We start from the raw sequence: 22,901 nt of genomic DNA on the forward strand, positions 1-22,901 counted from the left end.
CCTCGCGCCATCAGAGATGTGTATAAGAGACAGTCTCCACCGTCTACGTCGCCGGCGGCGCGCGCGTCTACGAGCAGTTCCTCCCGCGGGCGAGTCGGCTGATTCTGACCGAGATTCGGGAGTCCTACGAGGGCGATGCGACGTTTCCCGCGCGAGAGGAGTCGGCGTGGCGGGAAGTCGAACGCGACGGGGGCGACGCGTTCGACTTCGTGACGTACGAGCGAGTCGATCCGTAGCGGCCGAAGCGGTCGGACCGCGGCGTCAGGCCGTCTCGTTCTCGACGCGTCGGAAGATGACGTGCGAGCCGTCGTTCTCGACAGTGGCGAGCGTCTCGCCGTCGACGACGACCGAGAACCGCTCGTAGTCGCTCGGAACGGACGCGACGCCGTCCATCTGCGTGAACGGCGTGCAGTCCCCGGGGGCGGGTTTCTCGGAGTCGGTATCCGGCGCCGTCGTGACTCGGTAGACGTAGACGCCGGGTTCGGGCGTTTCGACGGTGCCGCGAATCTGTAGCGACGTCGCCTCGTGCGCGAACGTGCGGTTGAACAGGAACGTCGTCCGGTCGTCGTCGGGGACGCGGACGAGGTACGACGACGGTCCGGCGGGCGGGTCCGCGACGCACCCCGTGGCGGCGCCCGTCGAGGACGTCGGACTCGTCGTCACCGACCCGGGCAGGACGAACGCGACCGCGCCGCCGCCGACGAGGAGGCCGACGACGAACACCGCGACGACGGTTCGGGAGGTGTAAGGCACGTCGGTGCGAACGGCGTCCGAGGAGAAAAAGTTCGTCTGTGTGATACGACAGCATCGCCCGTATCACCCGGGCACTTCCGTCTCCCGAGCGAACCGGCCGCTTGAGTTTCCACGGTCGGTCCGCGACCACGCTTTTGTCGCCGCCGCCCCAATCGAAGAGCGTGTCCGCCACGTTCGAACTCTACGAAGACAGGGAGGGGAAGTACCGCTGGCGACTCCTCCACCGCAACGGCAACATCCTCGCCGACAGCGGCGAGGGGTACGCCACGAGACAAAAGGCCAAACAGGGAATTCGGAGCGTGAAGGAGAACGCCCCCGACGCGCCGGTCGAGACGGTCTGAGCCGGCCGGTCGTTCGATTCTCCGACCGCCGCTCGCGCGGTGCACGTAAATACGTTACCGGGATGCGGTACTATCAGCCCTCGGTGGTGCTTTTATACCTCCGGGGGTCGGATATGGGGGCATGAATCGGAACGATCAGCAGGCGTACGACCGAGGCACGTCGCTGTTCTCCCCCGACGGACGTATCTATCAGGTCGAATACGCCCGCGAGGCGGTCAAGCGAGGCGCGCCGAGCCTCGGTATCCGAACCGCCGACGGCGTCGTTCTCGCCGCGCAGCGCCGGACGAGTTCGTCGCTCATGGAGGCCGACAGCATCGAGAAGATACACAAACTGGACGACTACCTCGGCGCCGCCACGGCGGGACACGTCGCCGACGCTCGGCAACTCGTCGACGACGCCCGACAGGAGGCGCAGGTGAACCACCTCCGCTACGGCGAGCCCATCGGCGTGGAGACGCTGACCACGTCGCTCTCCGATATGATTCAGGAGACGACCCAGCGCGGGGGTACCCGCCCCTTCGGCGCCTCACTCCTCATCGGCGGCATGGACGGCGAGGGCGAGGACGCCCAACCGAAACTCCTCCAGACGGACCCCTCCGGCGCGCCGCAGGAGTGGAAGGCCGTCGCCATCGGCGCGAAACGCAACGACATCCAGGAGTTCCTCGAAGAGGAGTGGAACGAGGAACTGTCGCTGTCGGACGGCGTCACCCTCGCCGTCCGCGCCCTCCTCGTCACCGACGACGAACTCGAATCGCCTGACGTGAGCGCCGTCACGCTCTCCGCGGAGGGCTACCGCGACGTCGGCGAGGACGAGATAGACGAAGTACTCTCCGAGCACGTCCCCGGAAAGGACGACTCCGACGAAGCCCAGTAAGGCGCGATGGCCGACGAGCGGACGGAGTCGGCGTCCGACGCCGACTCGGACTCGGACTCGGAGTTGAAGCACGCGCCGACGGCCGTCGTCCGGCGACTCACGACGTTTCCGGTGAAATCCCTCGACGGATGCGACCGCGACTCGGTCCGCGTGGTCCGCAACGGCGGCCTCGACGGCGACCGGGAGTTCGCGCTGTTCGATTCTGCGGGTGAGTACGTCAACGGCAAGCGGGAGCGCTCGATTCACCGCGTCCGCGCCGACTTCGACTTCGAGACGCGGACGCTCCGAGTGAGTCTCCCGGACCGCGAGACGGAGGCGTTCGACGTGGACGACGACGCCGACGGGGCGAGATTGACCGAGCGTCTCTCCGAGTACTTCGGGTACGAGGTGTCGCTCCGGCGGAACCGCGAGGGGGGCTTCCCGGACGACACCGAGGCGTCGGGACCGACGGTCATCAGCACCGCGACGCTCCGCGAAGTCGCCTCGTGGTTCGACGGCATCGGCGTCGACGGGATGCGCCGCCGCCTGCGCGCGAACGTCGAACTCGGCGGACTCGACCGCGAACTGCCGGCGTTCTGGGAGGATCGACTGTTCGACCGGCGGGGCCGCGTCGTCGACTTTCGGATCGGTGACGTCCGGTTCGCGGGCGTCAACCCCTGTCAGCGCTGCGTCGTCCCCTCCCGCGACCCCGACACGGGCGAGGAGTACGACGGCCTCCGCGAGACGTTCGTTCGGCGTCGGCGGGAGACGATGCCCGCGTGGTCCGAAGGCGTCCCGGAGCGGCGCTCCGGGGGCCGTCAGACGGAGTCCGGCGGCGACTGGTTCGACCACAACTTCCGCCTCATGGTGAACACGCGCGTCGCGGCGTCCTCGTGGGGCGAGACGCTCGCCGTCGGCGACGAGGTTCGCGTCGGCGACTCGCGCCCGGCGGACGACTGAGTCGCTCTTCTCTCGCTCGATGCCGGTCGGCGCCGCACGATACCGCTACCCGGACGTTTAGGCCGAAGGACGCGAAACCGACGCGGCATGGACGCAGACAGACTCGTGTTCGCGGGCGGCCGCGTGGCCGACGTGGACGGGACGCGGCGGGCGGACGTGGTCGTCGACGGCGACGGACGAATCGTCGCGGTGGGCGCGGACGCCGCCGATTCGGCCGACGCGGTGGGCGAGAGCGGAGACGCTGCCGTCGAAACCGTCGACGCAGACGGGAAGGTGGTCGCCCCCGGACTCGTCGACTCGCACGTCCACCTGATGATGGACGGCCGACCCGACGTGGCGACGGTCGACGCAGAGAGCGCCGAGATGCTGAGTTACCGCGCCGCCGCGAACCTCCGCGAGAACGTGGAGGCGGGCGTGACGACGGTCCGCGACCTCGGGGCGCCGGGAAGCCTCGCCCTCGACGCCGGCCGAGCGGTCGAGGAGGGCGTCCTCCCCGGCCCGCGCGTCGTCGCCTGCGGTCAGAACGTCGTGATGACCGGCGGGCACGGCCACTGGTTCGGACGCGAGGCCGACGGAACCGACGAGGTTCGAAAGGCCGTCAGAGAGCAACTGAAGCGGGGCGCGGGCGTCGTGAAGTGCATGGCCACCGGCGGCGTCCTCACGGAGGGGGCGGTCACGGGCGCGCCGGAACTCACGGAGGCGGAACTGACGGCCCTCGTCGACGCCGCGTCGCCGAAAGGCGTGCCGACCGCCGCGCACGCCCACGGGAAAGACGGCATCGAGAACGCCGTCCGCGCCGGAATCACGAGTGTCGAGCACGGGACGTTCATGGACGCGGAGACGGCCGACATGATGGCCCGCGAGGGGACCTACTGGGTGCCGACGGCCAGCGCGTTGGAGGGAATCGTCGAGAACGGCGTCGAAGCGGGCATCCCCGAGCAGGCCGTCGAGAAAGCCGAGGACGCCCAAGAGCGGTTCGAGCGCGCGTGGGAGCACGCCCTCGAGGCGGGCGTGACGATAGCGATGGGCACCGACGCCGGGACGCCGTTCAACTTCCACGGCGAGAACGCCCTGCGCGAGATGGAACTGCTGGTCGAGTACGGCCTCACCGCCGCGGAAGCGCTCGAAGCGGCCACCGTCACCGCCGCGGAACTCCTCGGCGTCGGGGACGTCGGCCGCGTCGCGGAGGGTCAGCGAGCGGACCTCCTCGTTCTGGACGCCGACCCGAACGAGGACGTGACGGCGTGGCGCGACGCCGACGCAGTCTACCGCGACGGCGACCGAGTCGCGTAGGTCGGGCCCAAATTCCCCGTCGCGGCGGTGCAGTGATGCGCTACTGCGCGCCACACCCGTCCCGAAACGGAACGGTTTTATTCGTCGGTGAGATACGATAGGATGCGCTCTGGTGGTGTAGTCCGGCCAATCATATCACCCTCTCACGGTGATGACCAGGGTTCGAATCCCTGCCGGAGCACTTTTCGAGAAACTGACCTTCGAGCGACGTCTCTCGTCGCGTCGTGACGATAGGCGTTCCTCTTCTGGCGCGTCGTACAGGTACACACAGCAGCGTCCGAGCGGCGGACCCCCGTTCCTCGGCGCACCGGGTTTCCGGTGAATCGTCCGTGATAGTTCCGAGAGCTACGCCGGGGGGGTCCGCTAGGGGTTTTCGACCGCGTCTCACAGTTCGGCGGCGAGGCGTTTCGACAGCGTCCCGTCGGCGATGAGGCCGGCGACGGCCTCCATGTCGCCGTCCAGGCTCCGGTCCTCCACCACCGGCGGCGACGCCTCGCGGACGACCCGGTAGGCGACGCTCGTTCCGCGGCCGTGCGCCAGCGAGTCGTCGACGAACTCCGACGCCTGCGCGCCGGTGAGCAGTTCGACGGCGACGACGGTTCGGGCGTTCTCGAGCGCCGACTTCGCGGCGAACGCGCTCGTGGCGCTCATGCTCACGTGGTCCTCCTGCCCGCCGCTGACGGGCGTGTTGTCCATCGACGGCCGACCCGTGGCGCGCATCTCGTTTATCAGCGAGGCGGCGGTGTACTGGGGGATCATGAACCCCGAGTTGAGTCCGGGTTCGGGGGTCAAGAACGGCGGCAGATGCTCCTCCTGCAGGTTGGGGTTTACCATTCGGTCGACGCGACGTTCGCTGATGGCGGCGAGTTCCGTGAGCGCGCTGACGAAGTAGTCGAGGCGGAGCGCCAGCGGTTCGCCGTGGAAGTTGCCGCCGGAGATGACCACCGACTCGTCCGTCCCGGTCGCTCGGCCGTCGGCCCCGGCGGCGTCCCCGGAACTCTTGGAGTCCGGGCGCGCTCGAGAATCGCTCAGCGATTCCCGGACGTCGAAGACGAGGGGGTTGTCGGTGGCGCTGTTGAGTTCCACTTCGACCGCCTCGCGGAGGTGGTCGACGGCGTCGCGAACCGCGCCGTGGACCTGCGGGAGACAGCGGATGGAGTAGGCGTCCTGCACCCGGTCGCAGTTCGCGTGCGACTCGACTATCTCGGAGTCGGCGGTGAGCGCTCGAATCCGCTCGGCCACCGCGGCCTGCCCCGCGTGCGGGCGGACGCGCTGGACGGCCGGGTTGCAGTTCGCCGTCGTCCCCATCGTCACCTCCGTCGTGAGGGCGCCGGCGGCGTCGGCGGCTTCGCAGACCCGTTCGGCGTCGACGACGAGCAAGGCGGCGATGCCCGTCGTCAACTGCGTCCCGTTGATGAGCGCCAACCCCTCCTTGGAGGCCAGCGTTAGCGGCGTCAGCCCCGCCGTCGCCAGCGCGTCCGCCCCGGCGAGTCGTTCGCCGTCGACGGTCGCCTCCCCCTCCCCGATGAGCACCAAAGAGAGGTGCGCCAGCGGCGCCAAATCGCCCGACGCGCCGAGGCTCCCGCGCGAGCGCACGACCGGATGCACCCGCTCGTTCAGCATCGTCGCGAGGTGGTCGACAACCACCTCTCGGACGCCGGAGTACCCCTTGACGAGGGCGTTCAGCCGCGTCAGCAGCATCGCTCGAACCTCCTCCTCGTCGAGGGGGCGCCCCGCCCCGGAAGCGTGACTCCGCAGGAGGTTCGTCTGGAGCCGCTCTATCTCCGACTCCTCGATTCGCGTGTCCACCAGTTGTCCGAATCCGGTGTTCAGTCCGTAGGCGGTCTGTCCGCTCTCGACTATCTCCTCGACCCGTTCGCGCGAGGCGACGACGGCCGCTCGCGCGTCCTCGGCTATCTCGACCGTCGCGCCGCGGCGGGCCACCGCCGCCACGTCGTCGGGAGTGAGCGACGCGCCGTCGACGACGACCGTCTCGCAGTCGGTCACGCGACCACCTCCCGGTCCACGACCGTTCCGCCGTCGACGACCGTTTCTCCCCCGACGACGACGGTGTCGACGGCGTTCACGCCGAAGTTGTACGACAGGTAGACGTAGCTCGGAGCGTCCAGCACCGCGAAATCGGCGGGCGACCCGGGTTCGAGTCGGCCGGCGTCGGGGCGGTCCACCGCGCGCGCGGCGTTGACCGTCGACGCGCCGAGGGCCTGCGCGGGCGTCAGACCCATCTCGACGCACCCGAGCGTCATGGCGAAGGGCATGCTCTGGGAGTAACAGTTCGGGTTCAAATCCGTGGCGAGTGCGACCGGCGCGCCGCGGTCGAGGAACGTCTCCGCGTCGGCGTACGCCGACCCGAGGCCGAACGCCGTCCCCGGCAGGAGGACGGGCGTCACGCCGGCGTCGACGAGGGCGTCGATATCCTCCGCCGTCGCGTGCAGGAGGTGGTCGGCGCTGGTCGCACCCACCTCGGCGGCCAGTTCCGTCCCGCCGAGGTGGCTCAGTTCCTCGGCGTGAACCTTCGGCTTCAGGCTGCGTTCCGTCCCCGCCGCCAACACGCGCCGGGACTGTTCCACGTCGAAGACGCCCTCCTCGCAGAACACGTCGCAGAACTCCGCGACCCCCTGCTCGGCGACGGCCGGAATCTGCTCGGTCGCGACTTCCTCGACGTAGTCGTCGGCGTCGCGGCCGCGGGGAACCGCGTGCGCGCCCATGAACGTCGGGACGACGCGAATCGGGTGCGTCTCGGCCGCCCGGTCGATGGCCTCCAGCATCCGGAGTTCGGTCTCCCTGTCGAGTCCGTAGCCCGACTTCACCTCGACGGTGGTCGTCCCGTGCGCGAGCATCGCGTCGAACTGCTCGGTGAGGTTCTCGACTAGTTCCTCGGTCGAGGCCTCCCGCACCGCGTCGACGGTCCGGAGGATGCCGCCGCCGTCTGCGAGTATCTCCTGGTAGGTCTTCCCGCGCAGTTTCTCCTCGAACTCGTCGGAGCGGTCGCCGGCGAACAGAGCGTGCGTGTGCGGGTCGACGAACCCCGGCACGACCGCTCGCTCCGAGCAGTCGACCACCTCATCGGCGTCGCTCTCGGGGTGTTCCGCGGTCACCTCGTCGGTCGGGCCGACGGCGACGACGCGGCCCCCCTCGACGGCGACGGCGGCGTCCTCGACCCGCTCTAATCGCTCGTGGTCGGCGTACGTCACGACCTCGGCGGCGTCCGTCAGGAGGAGGTCGGTCACGCCGCCACCCCCGCGAAGAAGTGGGCGACGGCGCGTGCGGCCGTCGCGGCGGTGCGTCCGGTCGGCGTCGGGTCCAAGGAGGGCGCGCACTCGACCACCTCGAACCCCCGCACTCGCTCGTCGGCGGCGACGCCGCGGACGAGGGCGAACAGCTCTCTCGACGTGAGACCGCCGGGCGTCGGCGCGCTGACGCCGGGGGCCGCCGCGGCGTCGAGCACGTCGACGTCGACGCTCAGATACAGCGAGTCCGCGTCCGCCGTCGCGGTCCGAATCCGGTCCAGCGTCGCGTCGATACCCGCCGAGACGGACTCGGCGGTCACGACGGTCCCGCCGCGTTCGTCGAGGTAGTCGGCGTACGCCCCGGTCGTCTCGAAGTGCCGCGCGCCGACGACGCAGAGCGTCTCCAACCCCACCTCGTGCAGTTGCCGGTAGGGCGTGCCGCTGGTCGGTTCCCCGTCGTGTACCTCGCGGCAGTCGAGGTGAGCGTCGAGGCTGACGACGCCGACGCGTTCCCCGTCGGCGCGGGCGGACTCGACGAGGGGGACGACGTTCGGGTAGGTCAGCGAGTTGTCGCCGCCGAGAAACACCGGCAGGGCGCCGGCGTCGTACAGACCGGCGGTTGTCTCGCGCAGGGACGCCTGCACGTCGCGGACGGCCCCGCGGGCGAGTCGAACGTCGCCCGCGTCGCCGACGTTCCCGACCGACCCGGCCTCGAAGTGGCGCGTCTTCACGCCCGCGAGGGCGTCGCGAATCGCCGCGGGGCCGTCGCGCGCGCCGGGGCGGCCGACGACCGCGCCGTCGTACGGTTCGCCGACGAGGACGGCGTCGTACCCGGATACCGAATCGAGCGCCGTTCGCTCGACGACGTGACCGAACTGCTCGTCGTTCGGGTCCGCGGAGGTACCGGCCCACTCGGGCGCGGGGTCCATCGTAGTCATCGGGATTCACCTCCGCTTCCGTCGCTCCCGGCCGCTCCGCCGGTTTCGTCGTCACTCCCCGTCCCGTCTCCCGCCGGCGTTCCGCCTCGGCTGGCGGGTCCGGTGTCCGTCGGCGGCATCGGAACGCGGACGCCCGACCGCTCCGCCTCGTCCAGCGCCTCCTCGTAGCCGGCGTCGGCGTGGCGGACCACGCCCATGCCGGGGTCGGTGGTGAACACCGCGCGCGCCTTCTCGGCGGCGAGGTCCGTGCCGTCGAGGACGACGTGGTCGTTCGCGTGGAGGGCGTTGCCGATGCCGACGCCGCCGCCGTCGTGGACGCTGACGATGTCGGCGCCGGCGGCGCAGTTGAGCAGGGCGTTCAGAATGGGCCAGTCAGCCACCGCGTCCGTGCCGTCGCGCATCTCCTCCGTCTCGCGGTGCGGGCTGGCGACGCTCCCGGCGTCGAGGTGGTCGCGGGTGACGACTATCGGCGCCGAAATCTCGCCGTCGGCCACGAGTTCGTTGATTCGCAGGGCGAACCGGGCCCGTTCGGTCAGACCCTCTCCGTCGGTTCGGGAGCCGAGCCAACAGACGCGGGCGGGGAGGCCCTGGAACTGCACCTCCTCGCGGGCAAGCGAAATCCACCGCGAGAGGCGGTCGTCGTCGGGAAACAGGTCGAGGACTGTCTCTTATACACATCTCTGATGGCGCGAGGGAGGCGNCGCTCAGAGATGTGTATAAGAGACAGGATGTACGCCGGGACGAACCCCGGGAAGTCGAAGGCATCCCCGCGGTTCTTGTACGACTCCACCTGCCCGCGGATGTTGTTGCCGTACTCGAACGCGACGCTCCCGCGCTCCTGCATCTCCAGGATGGCGTCGACGTGACGCTCCATCGTGTCGACGCTCTCCTCGACGTAGCGCTCGGGGTCGTCCGCTCTGAGGGCGTCCGCCTCGGCGACCGAGAATCCGCTCGGGTAGTAGCCCTCCAGTTCGTCGTGCGCGCTGGTCTGGTCCGTGACGACGTCCGGGACGAAGCCGCGTTCGAGCATCTCCTCCAACACGTCGGCGGCGTTGCCGTGGACGCCGACGCTGTACGGTTCGCCGGCGTCCGCGGCCGCCGCGGCGCGTTCGACCGCCTCCGCGACGGAGTCGGTCTTCTCGTCGCAGTAGCCGGTCTCGATGCGCCGGTCGATTCTGCGCTCGTCCACCTCGGCGGCGATACAGACGCCGCGGTTCATCGTCACCGCGAGGGGTTGCGCGCCGCCCATCCCCCCGAGACCGCCGGTGACGACGGTTCTACCTCGAAGCCCCTCCTCGTCGGGGAAGTGCTGGCGGCCGAGTTCGGCCAGCGTCTCGTACGTCCCCTGCAGGATGCCCTGCGTGCCGATGTACGCCCACGACCCGGCGGTCATCTGCCCGTACATCATCTTCCCCTCGGCCTCCAGTTCGTGGAAGTGCTCCCAGTCGTCCCACTTGCCGACGAGATTCGAGTTGGCGATGAGGACGCGGGGAGCGCGTTCGTGCGTGGTGAACCGCCCGACGGGCTTGCCCGACTGCACCAGAAGCGTCTCCTCGTCGCCCAACTCGCGCAACTCCGCGAGGATGGCGTCGTAGGCGTCCCACGACCGGGCCGCGCGCCCGGTGCCGCCGTAGACGACGAGGTCCTCGGGGCGTTCTGCCACCTCGGGGTCGAGGTTGTTGTTCAGCATCCGCAGGGCCGCCTCCTGTCGCCACCCCCGGCACTCGACGTCGGTCCCGGTGGGCGACCCCTGATACCGCTTCCACTCCTCGGAGGGGTCGCCGACGTCGAATCGGCGCCGACCGGTCTCCCCGTCCCCCGCCTCGGTCTCGCTCCGTTTACCCGCGCCGTCTCTTTCGTCCGTCTCGTCCATGCGGCTAGTCGACGCCCGTTACGGATACTCGCTCGGCCTCCGTTCGGAGGGTGTTTTATATACTCCCGCCGCGGACGTGTCGGCGTGTACGAGGCGACGTTCGAGATATCCGGGGACGGCGGTTACACGCTGGCGACGGCGGAGACGGACGCGTCGCTGGAACTGTGGTGCAACGAGCACTGTGACCTGTTACACATCCGCGGGCCGTCCGCCGAGGCGGTGGTCGAACGGGTCGAACGCGCGGTCGGCGTCCGGGAGCGACTCGACCGCGACGGGGAGGTCCTCCTCATCACCGACGACTGCCTGCGGCGGCGGGAACCGAACGCCATCGAGGCGTACCTCGTCCGGAACGACTGCCTCCTGCTCCCGCCCGTTCGGTACGAGGGCGGCGCGAAACTCTGTCGCGTCCTCGCCCTCGACCCGTCGTCGCTGACGGCCGTCTACCGCGAACTCGTCGCCGACGGCATGACCGTCGACGTCCGGTCGAAACGGCACGCGAACGTCGTCGCCGAGGGTGCACCGCCGTCGCCGGCGGGCCTCCTGCCGGACCTCAGCCCGCGACAGTACGACGCCCTGCGCGCGGCCGTCGATGGCGGCTACTACGAAATCCCGCGCCGGACAACGACCGAGGAACTGGCGGCGAATCTGGGCGTCGGCCGACGGACGGCGGAGGAGCACCTCCGCCGCGCGGAAAACAAGATAGTCGGTGCCGTCTTCGAACACCTCCGCGGCCGCCGCGGCGCGGGGTGAGTCTGGTCACGTCGCGTCGAGGCCGGTCGGTCGTATCGAGTCGAACCGAACCGGGCCGTGTCAGGTAAGGTACCGCTCTCGCCCGTTCAGTCGCTGGCTTCCGCGGGCAGGTCGTTCGCGTCGGGTCCGGCGTCGGGCGTCGGGCGCACGATGCCGACGTACGTCTCGACGGCGGCCGACAGCATCGACCCCCAGTCGTCGAACTGCGAGTGAGCCGCCACGTGCGCGTCCCACCGCCTGTCCGGGATGTTTTCGAACGATTCCTGGTCTTCGACCTCGTAGTCGCACGACCGGACGAACTCGGCGATGGACTCGCTGTCCGTATGCATCGCCATCCAGTCGTCCCCGAAGAGGTCGTCGAGCGTAACGTCTCCTCCGAGACCACCGATTTCCCCAGAAACGGTGGCATCGAGAGTAGGGCTTTTCTCCCGCATCGTAGGTTCATATCGGTTCATCGGTGATAGTTCATGCGACTCGCTTTATGTAGTAATCCGGACCAGTATCGAACTTAACCAGTCGTTACGATCTCTACCACGTCGCGGTGCTCCAGTTCGTGGTCCGAACCGACCTGTCGCTTCGACCGGCAGTCGATGCCGTGCAGCAGACCGTCGCCGATGTCCGAGTGCAGGTGGTACGCGAAGTCCTCGGTGGTCGACCCCTCCGGCAGGACGAAGCAGTCGCGGAACACCCCCTCCGCGTCGGACTTCCCGTTCGCGCTTCCCGGGAAGACGGCGATGGCGCCCATCACGTCGAACAGGGCGGCCTCCAGCGACTGCTGGACGCCCGCCCCGCCGTAGGCGTCGATGAACTCTCTGATCTGTTCGAGTCCCTCCTCTTGCTCGTTGCTCACGTCGCCGACGATGTCGAAGTCGGCCGCGCCCGGTTCGTAGTCGACGACGCCGCCCTCGGCCGCCTTCTTCAGCGCCTTTTCCGCGTGCGCGCTGGCGGGGACGAACGTCAGGTGGTCGTAGTCGGAGTCTGCGGTTATCTCCGCGAAGTTCTCCTGTGCGGCGGGCTTGTCCATCTTGTTCGCCGCGATGAGCATCGGCTTCGTCCGCTTTCGAATCTCGCGGGCGATGGCCTCCTTGTCCTCGCGTTCCCACTCGTCGGGGTCCAAGGAGAGACCGAGTCCGAGGACGACCTGCTTTATTTCGTCTTTGTTCGTCTTGAACGCCGACATCTGTTCTGCGAGGTCCTCCTCGACGTGTTTTTCCTCGCCGTTGTAGCCCGACCGGTAGCGTTCCAGGCCCTTCTCCAAGACGTCGAGATACCACATGTCGAGTTCGTCCTCCAGGAAGTCGATATCCTCGCGCGGGTCGTGGCCCTCGGTGGCCTCGCCCTCGATGTCCGTCTCGCCGGAGAAGTCGACGACGTGGACGAGCACGTCCGCCTCGTTCAGGTCGGTGAGAAACTGGTTGCCCAGGCCCTTCCCCTCGTGCGCGCCGGGGATGAGACCCGCCACGTCGACGAGTTTCGCCGGGACGAACCGCGTGCCGTCGTCGCAGTATCCCACCGACGGCGTGCACGTCTCGTCGAACTCGGGCGCCGCGCAGTCGACGCGGACGTACGCCTCGCCGACGGAGGGGTCGATGGTCGTGAACGGGTACGCGCCCTCGGGCACGTCGTTCATCGTCGCCGCGTTGAAGAAAGAGGACTTGCCGACGGAGGGTTTGCCGACGAGTCCGATTTTGTAGCTCATTGACTTCTCGAAATTACTCGGCGGGCAAAAGGCGTCCTATCCGCTCGCTCTCAGTCCCGTGCTGGCAGTTCGCATAGAGTCGTCGTCGCGACGACGCACCACCGACTATTTGCCTCGCCACGCCCGAAGAACGGACATGAGCGACAGCGACAGGCACGCAGACGACGACGCCGACACGGACGCCAGCCCCAACGGCGATTCCGGCGCCGGGGACACGTTCGGCGTCGGAATCCACGTCACCGAGGCCGACCTACAGTTCGTCGTCCACGTCCCCTCGGACATCGACTCCGGGTGGACCGACCCCGAGGAGTTCCAGCGCCTCGTCGAGGAGGCCGTCTGGGAGCGACTCGACCGGGAGCGTACGCTCCGCGCCATCGCGGCCGAGACGCCGGACGGCGAGACGGTGACGCTCGGCCGCGTTACGCTTCGCCCCGACGGCACCGTCGTCGACGCGGATCTCGCAGCGACGGGCGGGGCGTGACCGACCGACCCGACGCGGACGCGTTGTCGGCCGTCGTCGACAGCGCACTGGAACGGGCGCTGCTCGAAGCGACGGACTCGCGGCGCTACTTCGCGCTGGCGGGCGCAGTCGAACGCGCCCGCGAGGACGCCCTCGACCCGCAATCCGACCCGCTGACCGCGGCGCTGGTGTGCACCGTCGCCGTCGCCGCCTTGGAGTCCGAATCGCCCGTCCCGACGTGGTCGCCGCCGGACGCGCGCAACGAACTCGTGGCCGTCGGCGCGGTGCGGGCGTCCGAGCGGTTCGACGTGGACCCCGACCGAATCGCCGCGCGTGCGGGCGTTCCGCTCTCGGATCTCAGGATGCGACTCGCAAAAGAGGATACCGAACCGTGAGCCCCGAACTCCGAAGTCGGCGTTCGAGGTAACTACTTGTTCCGTCCGTTGCCGTTTCCGTTACCGCGGTCCGAGGACGGCCGCTTCTCGTCGTCCTCGGATTCGTCGTCGCCGTCATCGGCGTCTGCGTCCTCGGAGTCCTCTTCGTCGGCGTCGTTCTCCACTCGGTCGTCCTTCGACGCGTCGGAGTCGTCTCCGTCCTGACCGCTCTTCGCGTGTTCCGGCGGTCCGCGCTTATCGTCGGCCGCGTCCTTCTTCGCCTGTCCGCGTGCGTCGGAACGACCCGGTGCGTCCGACTGATCCGACGCGTCAGACCGGCCCGGCGCATCGTCCGCGTTGCCGGGGTTGTTCGCCGTCGCGAAGTCGGAGATGATGCGCCCCGGCGGGCCGTTGAAGCCCGCGGTGCGCAGTGCGTCGAGGAACGCCCGCACCGCCTGCCCGAAGTTCCTCTGTTCTCCGACGAACTCGGTCGTCAACTCGACGGTCTCGGAGACGGTGTCGCCGTCGGCCGTCGCGCTGACCGTGATGGAGACGTTCTCCGTCGGCGCGGCCAGAGAGACGGTCCCGTCGGCTCCGGTCTCGAAGGTCCCCGTTCCGCTGTAATTTCCGTCGCTCGTCACGTTCACCGTGGCGTTCTCGACTGCTTCGCCGCCGCGGGAAACGTCGATTTCGACGCCGGCCGCCTGCTCGACCGTCAGGTCGAGGGGCGCCGACAGCGCGAGGAGCGTCACCGTCTCGGTGGCCGCGTCGTCGGCCTCCGAGGCGGTGACGGTCGCGGTGACGTTCTCGGCGGGGGCGGCGAGTTCGACCGTGCCGTTCCCGTCGGTCGTGTAGTTGCCGGCCGCCGCGTAACTGCCGTTCTCGACGGTCACTTCGACCGTCGCGTTCTCGACCGCCGCGCCGGCGCGAGAGACGTCGACGGTTACGGCGCCGTCGTCGGCCTGCGTCACGTCGACCGAGAACTCCGCGCCGACGAGACGGACGGTGGTCTCACCCGTCGCGTCCCCGTCCGCCGCGACGACGGTAACGTTCTGCGTCTCCGCGGGTTCGGGCAGCGTTACGGTCCCGTTCGCGTCCGTTCGGTACGTCCCCGCACCCGCGTACGCCAGTTCCCCGGTGACGTTCACCGTCGCGTTCTCGACTGCGGTTCCGTTGTCGGTGACGAGGACGACTGCCTCGCCCGTCGCGTCGTCTTGGTCGACGGCGACGCCCACCGTCGTCGCCGCACTCGCCGCCGCCGGGAAGGTGGCGGTCACGAGCAACAGCGCCAGCACAATCGTCAGTGATTTGGTGCGCATTACGATTTCACTGAGAACCTACATACACATAATACTGATAGTCTGTGATACCAACTACATCCGGTTTTAGCCGAATTTAACTCGGTTTAATCGGCAGACGGAGCCGGGTTCAGTGGGAGGTTGACCGAGAATCGGTACGCCCTATCGAGTCGTCCGAATCGGTGCATTCGCCGGTGCATTCGCCGGTGCGAAGACGGGCCCGGATTCGGATCGGACGTACGTGAAGGGGTGACGGGGTCGAGGTCGGTCTCGGAATGGTGCGGCGACGTGCCCGGGGCGCTCGAGAGGTTCGGAGTGCGGTCGCTCCTCGTCGGGTGTGTGCTGCGTTCGAAATGAAACACGCTCGCGCGGGNCGACGTGCCCGGGGCGCTCGAGAGGTTCGGAGTGCGGTCGCTCCTCGTCGGGTGTGTGCTGCGTTCGAAATGAAACACGCTCGCGCGGGTCGGTCCCGCGCGAGCGTGTGGGGGCACCTCGTTTGGAGGTGCGTATAATATCGTATGAGTGGAGGCGGCGAGAACGTGTTTCCAGAGGTTCGCACACTCCAGTACTTGCGTTCACGCTGGCGAGCTTAACTACCGTGTTCGAGATGGGTACGGGGGTTACCTCGCCGCTGTGGCCGCCTTAACGCCAACCGACGGAATCGAACCGTCGTGGTGATACCAATCGTTGGTGGTTCGGTGATACCGTATGTATGCGTGCAATCCAGTTAACGCCTGAACCCGTTCATCCGTGACCAGTAGACTGGTCCGATGAACAGTATGAATGTGGCATGGACTGTTAGTGCTCGTGGGCTGAACGCCTCGTTGCCTCGGCGCGTACACCCCAAGTCTATCGAACTCGTCTTCTACGAGTGTCCGTAATGGTACTTCTTTTCCAGGTGGGTTTCGAGCTTAGATGCGTTCAGCTCTTACCCCGTGTCGCGTAGCTACTCGGCATCTGCCCTCTCGGACAACCGATACACCAGCGGCGACCAATCGTAGTTCCTCTCGTACTATACGATCGTTCCCGTCAAGTACCTCACCCCCCCAATAGATAGCAGCCGACCTGTCTCACGACGGTCTAAACCCAGCTCACGACCTCCTTTAATAGGCGAACAACCTCACCCTTGCCTGCTTCTGCACAGGCAGGATGGAGGGAACCGACATCGAGGTAGCAAGCCACCGGGTCGATATGTGCTCTTGCCGGTGACGACTCTGTTATCCCTAAGGTAGCTTTTCTGNGGCAGGATGGAGGGAACCGACATCGAGGTAGCAAGCCACCGGGTCGATATGTGCTCTTGCCGGTGACGACTCTGTTATCCCTAAGGTAGCTTTTCTGTCATCTACGGGTCCCATGGAGGGACCTCGTAGGTTCGCTAGACCACGCTTTCGCGTCAGCGTCACTCGTTGGGAATGACACTGTCAGACTTCCGTGTGCTCTTGCGCTCTTCCACGAGTTTCCGACTCGCGTGAGGAAATCTTTGGGCGCGCTCGATATCTTTTCGAGCGCGTACCGCCCCAGTCAAACTGCCCGGCTACCGGTGTCCTCCTCCCGGAGTGAGAGTCGCAGTCACTGACGGGTAGTATTTCAATGCTGCCTCGGTGGCCCGCTAGCGCGGGTACCTGTGTAACGGCTCCTACCTATGCTGCACATCAGCGACCACGTCTCAGCGACAGCCTGCAGTAAAGCTCTATAGGGTCTTCGCTTCCCCTTGGGGGTCTCCAGACTCCGCACTGGAACGTACAGTTCACCGGGCCCAACGTTGGGACAGTGGCGCTCTCATTGATCCATTCATGCAAGCCGCTACTGAAGCGGCAAGGTACTACGCTACCTTAAGAGGGTCATAGTTACCCCCGCCGTTGACGGGTCCTTCGTCCTCTTGTACGAGGTGTTCAGATACCCGCACTGGGCAGGATTCAGTGACCGTACGAGTCCTTGCGGATTTGCGGTCACCTATGTTGTTACTAGACAGTTGGAGCGCCCGAGTCACTGCGACCTGCTCGGTCAAGAGCAGGCATCCCTTATCGCGAACTTACGGGACTAACTTGCCGAATTCCCTAACGTCGGTTGATCCCGACAGACCTTGGCTTTCTCCGCCAGAGTACCTGTGTCGGATCTCGGTACGAGCAGACATCTCGCCTTTTCACGGGCTCTGAGTACCACTGACTTGCGCTATCTCGCGCTTCGCTCGCTTCGTGCCGTTACGGCTTCCACGAGTTTCCACGATTCGACCGGGCGAAGGCCCGGTTCAGTGTTTCCCAAAGCGTCGGCTTTGAGTGATGCTGGTACTGGAATATTAACCAGTTTCCCATTTGTCTCATTCGAGTTACGGTGAGACTTAGGATCGACTAACCCTCGGCTGATTGGCAGTGCCGAGGAACCCTTACTCGTAAGGTCGTCGGGGTTCGCACCCGACTCTCGCTGCTACTGTGACCAGGATTTTCGTTTCTGAACGGTCCACACGAACTCTCGCCCGTGCTTCCACCCGCACAGAATGCCAGCCTACTGGGTCGCCCCGAAGGGCGCCGCCAGGTCTCGGTGGTGGATTTGAGCCCCGATCATTTTCGACGCCTCAAACCTCGGCCGGTAAGCTGTTACGCTTTTCTTAGAGGGTAGCTGCTTCTAAGCTCACCTCCCGGCTGTTTAGGGCTTGAGACAATCTTCGATCGCACTTAATCCACACTTGGGGACCTTAACCCGGCTCTGGGTTGTCTCCCTCACGGACCACAAGCTTACCCCGCAGTCCGGATTCCCATCGTCTACAACGTCTGCAAGTTCGGAGTTCGACAGAGTGGCCGACTCCTCTCGGAGGCGGGTCACTCAATCGGTCGCTCTACCTCGCAGACTATCTCGGATGAGGTCATGCTTCGACATGTTTCGGCTGGAACCAGCTGTTGCCAGATTCGATGGGCCTTTCACCCCTACACGCAGGTCACGGGAGGGTATTGTAAGACACCAACCCTAACAGACCTCCACGTGGCTTTCGCCACGCTTCGTCTTGCCTTCGTGTAGATCATCTGGTTTCGGGTAGCACCCACTTGACTCCCCGCGCTTGAACACGGCGGCCCTCGCAATGCTGCGGCCTTGTCGGTTTCCCTACGCCTTCCAGGATGATCCTGTTAGACTCGCCAAGTAAGTGCACTCCCTGGTTCGTTTTTCAAAACGTACGACGGAACACCGGCTTCCTCGGATTCCTACTGGTGGGTCGCCCCACGGTTGTTTTTCCGAGGACCTTGTATGCCCCGTCGCTCTATCACTGACTGATTTCAGGCCCTATTGCACCGCCCTTTTCGGGGTGCTTTTCAGCGTTCGCTCACGCTACTTGTTCGCTATCGGTCTCGAGGAGTGTTTAGTCTTCGCAGTCGATGCCTGCGACATTCACGAGGGATATCCAACCCCCGCTACTCTGGAGCAACCTCGGGTTCTCGCGGACACGATACGGGGTTGTCACCCTGTATCACGCTCCGTTCCAGGAGACTTCTCGTGTCGTTGAGAGCCGTGATCGGATGTCCGTACACCACATTTCTCGTAAGAGATTCGGTTTGGACTGTGTCGCGTTCACTCGCCGTTAGTAACGACATCTCGGATTGATTTCTGTTCCTGTTCCTACTAAGATGTTTCAATTCGGAACGTTCCCTATTGCGCGAAGCAATTGTTGAAGGGATTCCCATTCGGAGATCCTGAGTTCTTCGCTTCCATGCAGCTTCCTCAGGCTTATCGCAGCTTGGCACGTCCTTCGTCGGCTCTCGAGCCGAGCCATTCACCAGCCAGTACAGTAGCCAGTTACAGTTGTTATCGGACGTCCACGTGTCCCGGTTGAACGGGTTCAGTGGGCGTCTGGATTGCACGCGTACATACGGTCGTCATTGAACGTCCGGAGGGTGTGATATGTTCCGGAGCGTCCGTCGAACCCTTCCTATCCGCGCTTTCGCGGGATAGTGCATCGGTTTCGTCTTCGGGAATCATTCTCTGGTCCGGACCCACTTAAGGGACTCGGATTGGAGTGAATGATTCGCGATTAGATGGACCCGCTGGGATTTGAACCCAGGGCTTCCTCCTTGCAAAGGAGGTGCTCTGCCGCTGAGCTACGGGCCCGTGTTAGCCTTGGTAGTTCTAAGGTGCCCGTTCGGCGACGGGCGGGCGTTGAGTAGTGGAACGGAAGCGGCACGCGAATGTGCCAAAGGTGGGCCAGGTCGTCGACCTGGTCCCGATCGTTGGAGGTGATCCAGCCGCAGATTCCCCTACGGCTACCTTGTTACGACTTAAGCCCCCTTGCGAAGCCCAGATTCGACCATCTTGCGATGGCCTCATCCGGACCTCACTCGGGTGCTTTGACGGGCGGTGTGTGCAAGGAGCAGGGACGTATTCACCGCATTCTTCTGAAATGCGATTACTACCGAATCCAGCTTCATGAGGGCGAGTTTCAGCCCTCAATCCGAACTACGACCAGATTTCGGAGATTAGCGTTCCCTTTCGGGGTTGCAACCCATTGTTCTGGCCATTGTAGCCCGCGTGTAGCCCAGCTCATTCGGGGCATACTGACCTACCGTTGCCCGTTCCTTCCTCCAGTTTGGCACTGGCAGTCCTCCTAATGTACCCAGCCAGTCGGAACTGCTGCTGGCAATTAAGAGTGCGGGTCTCGCTCGTTGCCTGACTTAACAGGACGCCTCACGGTACGAGCTGACGGCGGCCATGCACCTCCTCTCTACAGCTCGTGGCGAGGTCATCAACCTGACCGTCATTACTGTAGTCGGAGCTGGTGAGATGTCCGGCGTTGAGTCCAATTAAACCGCAGGCTCCTCCGGTTGTAGTGCTCCCCCGCCAATTCCTTTAAGTTTCATCCTTGCGGACGTACTTCCCAGGCGGTTCACTTCTCGGCTTCCCTACGGCACAGCACAGGCTCGTAGCCTGTGCCACACCTAGTGAACATTGTTTACGGCTAGGACTACCCGGGTATCTAATCCGGTTCGAGACCCTAGCTTTCGTCCCTCACTGTCGGATCCGTCTTCTCGAGGTGCTTTCGCCATCGGTGGTCCGTCCAGGATTACAGGATTTCACTCCTACCCCAGACGTACCCCTCGAGCCTTCCGGTCCCAAGCCGTGAAGTTTTCGCCGGACGCCCATCCGTTGAGCGGATGGATTTCCCGACGAACTTTCACGGCCAGCTACGGACGCTTTAGGCCCAATAAGATTGGCCATCACTTGAGCTGCCGGTATTACCGCGGCGGCTGGCACCGGTCTTGCCCAGCTCTTATTCGAGAACCGCCTTACGGTTCTCAAAAGCGAGGACTATATGCCCTCGCACTCGGAGTCCCCTTATCGCACTTGCGTGCAGTGTAAAGGTTTCGCGCCTGCTGCGCCCCGTAGGGCCCGGAATCTTGTCTCAGATTCCGTCTCCGGGCTCTTGCTCTCACAACCCGTACCGATTATCGGCACGGTGGGCCGTTACCCCACCGTCTACCTAATCGGCCGCAGCCGCATCCTGCAGCGCCGGAGCGTTTAGTGATCCCGGCTGTTCCAGCCTGGGATCGGTATCGCGGATTAGCCTCAGTTTCCCGAGGTTGTCCGTGTCTGCAGGGTAGCTTGGCCACGTGTTACTGAGCTATCTGCTGCGAGTCTGAACTCGCGCAACTAGCATGGCTAAGTCGGACTCCGATAGCAATGGCCTCCGGCAGGATCAACCGGAATGGTTCCCCTCTATGAGAGGGGGGTTTGGCGGGATGGTCCCCGACGATGTGTCGGGGGCATCACCATTGCGTGGTCCGTTCGTGGTATTCGCTGCCCACCGTGTTACCGAACGGGTGGCACCGAACTACCAAGGCTAACATCAGATTCCATCTTGTACGGCGGACCGCAGGGGTGGAATCCTCATGGCTTCGGACTTGGACGTTGCACGGTCGTTGGCTTAAGGCCGTCGGTTCGTGCGTGGTCTTCGTGTGGTCCCCGAGGGGACCGTGTCCGAGTGTGCGCCGGGGTTGAACCGTCGCACGGTCGCGGTGTGTCGTTCGCATTCTTCCGAAGTGGACTCGAACACTTAAGGGCGTCGTCTCGGTTCGAGCGTGCGAGTGCGAGGCACTCGCGTGCCCGGAGATCCGAGTGGGACGCGATTCGAGCGTGCTTTGGAAGTGTGGCACCCCGGTCGCCCGGGGCGCCCCGCGTATTTCTACGAATGGCCGGGTNATCCGAGTGGGACGCGATTCGAGCGTGCTTTGGAAGTGTGGCACCCCGGTCGCCCGGGGCGCCCCGCGTATTTCTACGAATGGCCGGGTTATACTTAACCTCGTTGATTCGGGACGATTTCCAAAAAATAGTGAGATATTGATGGTATTGTGTAACGATAACTCGATATGGCCCAATTCGAACGACATTCGAACAGATTATATATTAGCACGATACCGACGTACGCGGGCAGGCGCGGGATACAAATAGGGTACGAACGACGAGGGCCGCTTGGGGACGTATAACAACGGGTCGCTTTATAAGCTAGGGGAGAGACGTTTCCAGCGAACAATGAGTGCGCCGGCAGACTCCATCGAGATTCAGAACGTAGTCGCATCGACCGGAATCGGACAGGAACTCGACCTCGAAGCACTCGCGGACGACCTCCCCGGTGCCGATTTCAACCCCGACAACTTCCCCGGACTGGTCTACCGGACGCAGGATCCGAAAGCGGCCGCGCTCATCTTCCGCTCCGGAAAGATCGTCTGCACGGGCGCGAAGAGCATCGACGACGTCCACGAGGCGCTCGGTATCATCTTCGACAAACTTCGCGGACTGAGCATCCCCGTCGACGAGGACCCCGAGATAACCGTCCAGAACATCGTCTCCAGCGCGGACCTCGGTCACAACCTGAACCTGAACGCTCTGGCCATCGGCCTCGGCCTCGAAGACGTCGAGTACGAACCCGAGCAGTTCCCCGGTCTCGTCTACCGGATGGACGAACCGGAGGTCGTCATCCTCCTGTTCGGTTCCGGTAAGATCGTCATCACGGGCGGAAAGCAGACCGACGACGCCGAGACGGCCGTCGTCGAGATCGTCAAGCGTATCGACAACCTGGGACTGCTCGACTGACCGTCCCCGATTCGGGAGCGCCGAGCAGTCCAAAGCGTGATAGCATCGGCCAAGAAAGTAGTCGAGTATGAGCGCACGTGATGAGATAGCGTTTCTCGTCGGATCTGAAAGTCGGATCGCGATTCTACGGGCCCTTCGAGACCATCCCCATCGACCGAGCGAGTTGGCGACGGAGTGTTCGTGCGCGCGGGAGACGGCGCAACGAACGGTGAGTGCCTTCGTCGAACGCGGGTGGGCCGAAAAGGAAACCGACGACGGGCGGTACGCGCTGACGGCCGCGGGGGAGATGGTCGCGAACGGGTACGAGGAGTTCGAGGCGACCGTCGCAGTCGCCGACCGCTTCTCGGTACTGCTCGCCAACGTGGGCAGCGTCGTCTCGGACCTCGACCCCGTCGTCCTCCGTCGACTCCACGGAACGGCAGCGACGTCGGACAACCCGCACGCGCCCATCAACCGGTTTCTGACCGTCGCCGGGAGCGACTACGTCGACGAGTTCCGGGGAATCACGCCCATCGTCAGCCGCATCTTCAACGAGGCGGCAGAGCGCATCATCGGCCCCGAGTCGAGCGTCCAACTCGTCATCGACGAACGCGTCTTCGAGACCTCCGCGTCGGAGTACCCCGAGGACCTCACCCGCGCGTACGAACTCGACCAGTTCCAACTGTTCGTCTCGCCGAAACGGCTGGAGTTCGGACTCATGCTGGTAGACGGACACGCGTATCTCGCCGCGTACGACGACCAGGGTAACCTCATCGCCAGTATCGACGGCACCGACGACGACTTCGTCGACTGGGCGGAGCGGACGTACGCTCGTTACCGGACCGACTCGTACACTCCGTCGGTGGGCGACGAGACGAACGGTGAGACGTCGAAGAACCCCTTCGAGCAGAACGGATCGTGACCTCTCCGGTCACTCGTGACTGTTCCAATCACTTCTGAGCGTGAGAAGATATAAGTTTCCCCTCGCGAAGTAGCAAACGCGGTCGCGTC

The 22,901-nt window shown here is 65.3% G+C and carries 16 protein-coding genes, 2 tRNA genes, 3 rRNA genes and 2 pseudogenes; 11 read left to right on the forward strand and 12 right to left on the reverse strand.

The window, feature by feature from the left end:
* Positions 1 to 47 precede the first annotated feature (47 nt).
* Positions 48 to 236 (forward strand): annotated as a pseudogene (locus tag C474_RS21170) (dihydrofolate reductase); the annotation flags it as partial.
* Between the two features lie 25 nt (positions 237 to 261).
* Here the strand turns inward: C474_RS21170 and C474_RS01725 are convergent.
* Positions 262 to 753 (reverse strand): hypothetical protein, encoded by a 492-nt coding sequence (locus C474_RS01725; RefSeq protein ID WP_152421579.1) that lies wholly within the window; start codon positions 751 to 753, stop codon positions 262 to 264.
* Between the two features lie 161 nt (positions 754 to 914).
* Between C474_RS01725 and C474_RS01730 the strand changes: the two genes are divergently transcribed.
* The 5 genes from C474_RS01730 (at position 915) to C474_RS01750 (ending at position 4,381) form a co-directional block, all read left to right on the forward strand.
* Positions 915 to 1,094, forward strand: a complete 180-nt coding sequence (locus tag C474_RS01730) for an HVO_2922 family protein (protein ID WP_008383356.1) — start codon at positions 915 to 917, stop codon at positions 1,092 to 1,094.
* A 121-nt stretch (positions 1,095 to 1,215) separates the two neighbouring features.
* Complete coding sequence (gene psmA / locus C474_RS01735; RefSeq protein WP_008383358.1) at positions 1,216 to 1,968, forward strand: archaeal proteasome endopeptidase complex subunit alpha; 753 nt, start codon at positions 1,216 to 1,218, stop codon at positions 1,966 to 1,968.
* A gap of 6 nt (positions 1,969 to 1,974) precedes the next feature.
* Complete coding sequence (locus C474_RS01740) at positions 1,975 to 2,907, forward strand: MOSC domain-containing protein (protein ID WP_008383359.1); 933 nt, start codon at positions 1,975 to 1,977, stop codon at positions 2,905 to 2,907.
* An 87-nt stretch (positions 2,908 to 2,994) separates the two neighbouring features.
* Positions 2,995 to 4,200 carry a metal-dependent hydrolase family protein gene (locus C474_RS01745; RefSeq protein WP_008383362.1) on the forward strand — a complete coding sequence of 402 codons (1,206 nt, stop codon included), beginning with the start codon at positions 2,995 to 2,997 and terminating at the stop codon, positions 4,198 to 4,200.
* Positions 4,201 to 4,306: 106 nt separating this feature from the next.
* Positions 4,307 to 4,381 (forward strand) — tRNA-Glu (locus C474_RS01750).
* A gap of 203 nt (positions 4,382 to 4,584) precedes the next feature.
* Here C474_RS01750 and hutH read toward each other — a convergent pair.
* The 4 genes and pseudogenes from hutH to hutU all read right to left on the reverse strand — a co-directional run.
* Positions 4,585 to 6,207: a histidine ammonia-lyase gene (hutH, locus tag C474_RS01755; RefSeq protein WP_008383364.1), complete on the reverse strand. Its 1,623-nt coding sequence runs from the start codon at positions 6,205 to 6,207 to the stop codon at positions 4,585 to 4,587.
* Positions 6,204 to 7,448, reverse strand: coding sequence for an imidazolonepropionase (gene hutI / locus C474_RS01760; RefSeq protein ID WP_049916641.1), 1,245 nt, complete (start codon positions 7,446 to 7,448; stop codon positions 6,204 to 6,206). Before hutI ends, hutH begins: the two co-directional genes overlap by 4 nt.
* Complete coding sequence (hutG, locus tag C474_RS01765) at positions 7,445 to 8,386, reverse strand: formimidoylglutamase (protein WP_049916642.1); 942 nt, start codon at positions 8,384 to 8,386, stop codon at positions 7,445 to 7,447. Before hutG ends, hutI begins: the two co-directional genes overlap by 4 nt.
* A gap of 116 nt (positions 8,387 to 8,502) precedes the next feature.
* Positions 8,503 to 10,175: pseudogene (hutU, locus tag C474_RS01770) on the reverse strand (urocanate hydratase); the annotation flags it as partial.
* Between the two features lie 168 nt (positions 10,176 to 10,343).
* Between hutU and C474_RS01775 the strand changes: the two are divergent.
* Complete coding sequence (locus C474_RS01775) at positions 10,344 to 11,009, forward strand: helix-turn-helix domain-containing protein (RefSeq protein ID WP_008383370.1); 666 nt, start codon at positions 10,344 to 10,346, stop codon at positions 11,007 to 11,009.
* A gap of 86 nt (positions 11,010 to 11,095) precedes the next feature.
* Here the strand turns inward: C474_RS01775 and C474_RS01780 are convergent, their stop codons facing one another.
* Together C474_RS01780 and C474_RS01785 are read right to left on the reverse strand one after the other, a co-directional pair.
* Positions 11,096 to 11,344 (reverse strand): hypothetical protein, encoded by a 249-nt coding sequence (locus C474_RS01780; protein ID WP_008383372.1) that lies wholly within the window; start codon positions 11,342 to 11,344, stop codon positions 11,096 to 11,098.
* Between the two features lie 173 nt (positions 11,345 to 11,517).
* Entirely contained in the window at positions 11,518 to 12,708 is a 1,191-nt protein-coding gene (locus tag C474_RS01785; RefSeq protein WP_008383374.1) for a redox-regulated ATPase YchF, read from the reverse strand.
* Positions 12,709 to 12,844: 136 nt separating this feature from the next.
* On the opposite strand from C474_RS01785, the gene C474_RS01790 reads away from it, so the two are divergent.
* Together C474_RS01790 and C474_RS01795 are read left to right on the forward strand one after the other, a co-directional pair.
* Complete coding sequence (locus C474_RS01790) at positions 12,845 to 13,189, forward strand: hypothetical protein (RefSeq protein ID WP_008383376.1); 345 nt, start codon at positions 12,845 to 12,847, stop codon at positions 13,187 to 13,189.
* Positions 13,186 to 13,563 carry a hypothetical protein gene (locus tag C474_RS01795; protein ID WP_008383377.1) on the forward strand — a complete coding sequence of 126 codons (378 nt, stop codon included), beginning with the start codon at positions 13,186 to 13,188 and terminating at the stop codon, positions 13,561 to 13,563. The genes C474_RS01790 and C474_RS01795 overlap by 4 nt, the downstream gene beginning before the upstream one ends.
* A 32-nt stretch (positions 13,564 to 13,595) precedes the next feature.
* On the opposite strand, the gene C474_RS01800 is transcribed toward C474_RS01795, so the two are convergent.
* From C474_RS01800 to C474_RS01820, 5 genes are all read right to left on the reverse strand, one after another.
* The gene (locus tag C474_RS01800) at positions 13,596 to 14,861 is read right to left on the reverse strand and encodes a hypothetical protein (RefSeq protein WP_152421580.1); all 1,266 of its coding nucleotides are present in this window, start codon (positions 14,859 to 14,861) and stop codon (positions 13,596 to 13,598) included.
* A 502-nt stretch (positions 14,862 to 15,363) separates the two neighbouring features.
* Positions 15,364 to 15,485 (reverse strand): 5S ribosomal RNA (gene rrf, locus C474_RS01805).
* Between the two features lie 135 nt (positions 15,486 to 15,620).
* Positions 15,621 to 18,628: ribosomal RNA gene (locus tag C474_RS01810) — 23S ribosomal RNA — on the reverse strand.
* Positions 18,629 to 18,863: 235 nt separating this feature from the next.
* Positions 18,864 to 18,935: transfer RNA gene (locus C474_RS01815), tRNA-Ala, on the reverse strand.
* Between the two features lie 120 nt (positions 18,936 to 19,055).
* Positions 19,056 to 20,528 (reverse strand): 16S ribosomal RNA (locus C474_RS01820).
* The 16S, 23S and 5S rRNA genes sit together here with 1 tRNA gene alongside, the layout of an rRNA operon.
* Before the next feature lie 822 nt (positions 20,529 to 21,350).
* Here C474_RS01820 and C474_RS01825 point away from each other — a divergent pair.
* Both C474_RS01825 and C474_RS01830 read left to right on the forward strand, forming a co-directional pair.
* Entirely contained in the window at positions 21,351 to 21,911 is a 561-nt protein-coding gene (locus C474_RS01825; protein WP_008383381.1) for a TATA-box-binding protein, read from the forward strand.
* Positions 21,912 to 21,978: 67 nt separating this feature from the next.
* Entirely contained in the window at positions 21,979 to 22,812 is an 834-nt protein-coding gene (locus C474_RS01830; RefSeq protein WP_049916644.1) for a helix-turn-helix transcriptional regulator, read from the forward strand.
* The last annotated feature ends 89 nt before the right edge of the window (positions 22,813 to 22,901 follow it).

The organism is Halogeometricum pallidum JCM 14848 (genome assembly GCF_000337095.1).
Classification (GTDB): domain Archaea; phylum Halobacteriota; class Halobacteria; order Halobacteriales; family Haloferacaceae; genus Halogeometricum; species Halogeometricum pallidum.

Bases quoted from the DNA above. Each gene is read 5' to 3' on its own strand.
- psmA (WP_008383358.1), top strand. From the start codon at position 1,216: ATGAATCGGAACGATCAGCAGGCGTACGACCGAGGCACGTCGCTGTTC.
- C474_RS01740 (WP_008383359.1), top strand. From the start codon at position 1,975: ATGGCCGACGAGCGGACGGAGTCGGCGTCCGACGCCGACTCGGACTCG.
- C474_RS01745 (WP_008383362.1), top strand. From the start codon at position 2,995: ATGGACGCAGACAGACTCGTGTTCGCGGGCGGCCGCGTGGCCGACGTG.
- hutG (WP_049916642.1), bottom strand. From the start codon at position 8,386: ATGACTACGATGGACCCCGCGCCCGAGTGGGCCGGTACCTCCGCGGAC.
- C474_RS01780 (WP_008383372.1), bottom strand. From the start codon at position 11,344: ATGGCGATGCATACGGACAGCGAGTCCATCGCCGAGTTCGTCCGGTCG.
- C474_RS01785 (WP_008383374.1), bottom strand. From the start codon at position 12,708: ATGAGCTACAAAATCGGACTCGTCGGCAAACCCTCCGTCGGCAAGTCC.
- C474_RS01790 (WP_008383376.1), top strand. From the start codon at position 12,845: ATGAGCGACAGCGACAGGCACGCAGACGACGACGCCGACACGGACGCC.
- C474_RS01800 (WP_152421580.1), bottom strand. From the start codon at position 14,861: ATGCGCACCAAATCACTGACGATTGTGCTGGCGCTGTTGCTCGTGACC.
- C474_RS01825 (WP_008383381.1), top strand. From the start codon at position 21,351: ATGAGTGCGCCGGCAGACTCCATCGAGATTCAGAACGTAGTCGCATCG.
- C474_RS01830 (WP_049916644.1), top strand. From the start codon at position 21,979: ATGAGCGCACGTGATGAGATAGCGTTTCTCGTCGGATCTGAAAGTCGG.